Annotated in this window: 1 protein-coding gene and 1 pseudogene; both read left to right on the forward strand. The window is 61.1% G+C overall.

From position 1 onward, the window contains the following. Nucleotides 1-135: 135 nt before the first annotated feature. A pseudogene (locus OC184_RS20240) lies at nucleotides 136-483 on the forward strand (transposase); the annotation flags it as partial. Between the two features lie 412 nt (nucleotides 484-895). Then, complete coding sequence (locus tag OC184_RS20685) at nucleotides 896-1,024, forward strand: hypothetical protein (RefSeq protein ID WP_378926091.1); 129 nt, start codon at nucleotides 896-898, stop codon at nucleotides 1,022-1,024. Nucleotides 1,025-1,248 lie beyond the last annotated feature (224 nt).

Here is a 1,248-nt window from a genome sequence, read left to right on the forward strand (position 1 = left end):
CCTCGAATACATCAACGGCTTCTACAACCCGCGGCGCCGACACTCTGCATTGGGCTGGAAATCACCCGTGGCCTTCCAAAACAAGGCCGCCTAACATGAGCACGAGACCGGAACGGAACCGAGACAGGTCCAATTCTCGCCGTGACTATCGCGGTGGGCGTGAACACCGACGGTCGGCGCGAAGTGTTGGGCATGGCGGTCGGGGCCTTCGAGGCCGAGCCGTTCTGGACGGAGTTCCTTCGCGATCTTGTCCGTCGCGGGCTCTCGGGCGTGAAGCTGGTGATCTCCGATGCGCATGAGGGCATCACGGCGCGGGTGCTCTCCACAACCTGGCAGCGCTGCCGGGTTCATTTCCAGCGCAATGCCTTGGCCCATGCTGGCAAGAGCAGCCGCAGGGTAGTCTCGGCCTTCATCGCCACGGCCTTTGCTCAGCCGGATCACGCTACGGCAAAGGCTCAGTGGCGGCTGGTGGCGGACCAGATGCTGGCCATCGGCGATGGCGGGCTCGGGTTCTGGAGCGCCCTGCGCGAGTTGTTCGCCACCATGCGCGAGCAGCGGTGTTGGGCCGACAAGACAATGAATGTGCTGAATGCATTGCCAAAGTCACTGCAGGACAAGGCTAAGAGCCATCTCCATGACATCTGGGCCGGACTGAAACAAAGGCCGAGGCCAGCGCCGCCTTCGACTTTTTCGTCGATACCTACGGAGTCAAATACGACAAGGCCGTTGCCAAGCTGATCAAGGATCGCAAGGCGTTGCTGACCTGTCTCACGACTATCCGGCCGAGCACTGGAAACACATCCGGACATCGAATCCAATTGAAAGCACCTTCGCGACCGTTCGGCACCGCACGAAGCGCACCAAAGGTTGCCTCAACCGCAGGACCGGGCTAGCCATGGCCTTCAAGCTGATGATGTCGGCGCAGGGGAAATGGCGCAAACTCGGCGGCCAGAACCGTCTGCCGCAGATCATCCAGGGGGTTGAGTTCCGCGACGGCCTCCGTCAACTTCAAGCAGCCGCCTGACCAGGCGTCACCAACTTTCGCCAATATCTCCGCCCGCAGGCTACACCACACCACTTAGCGTAATCGCCACGCCCCCACTCGCGGCTGTCTCTGTTGCAAGATGGGTTCTGTTGCTCCGGCCCTTTGCGGGAGTGTGAGCATGGAGGATTCGATGGGAATGTTTGCAGCTTTGGACGTGTCGCAAGAAGAGACGGCGATTTGTGTGGTGCGTGAGGATGGGGCGC

Origin of the sequence: Paracoccus rhizosphaerae (genome assembly GCF_026162645.1) — a bacterium.
Lineage (GTDB): Bacteria > Pseudomonadota > Alphaproteobacteria > Rhodobacterales > Rhodobacteraceae > Paracoccus > Paracoccus rhizosphaerae.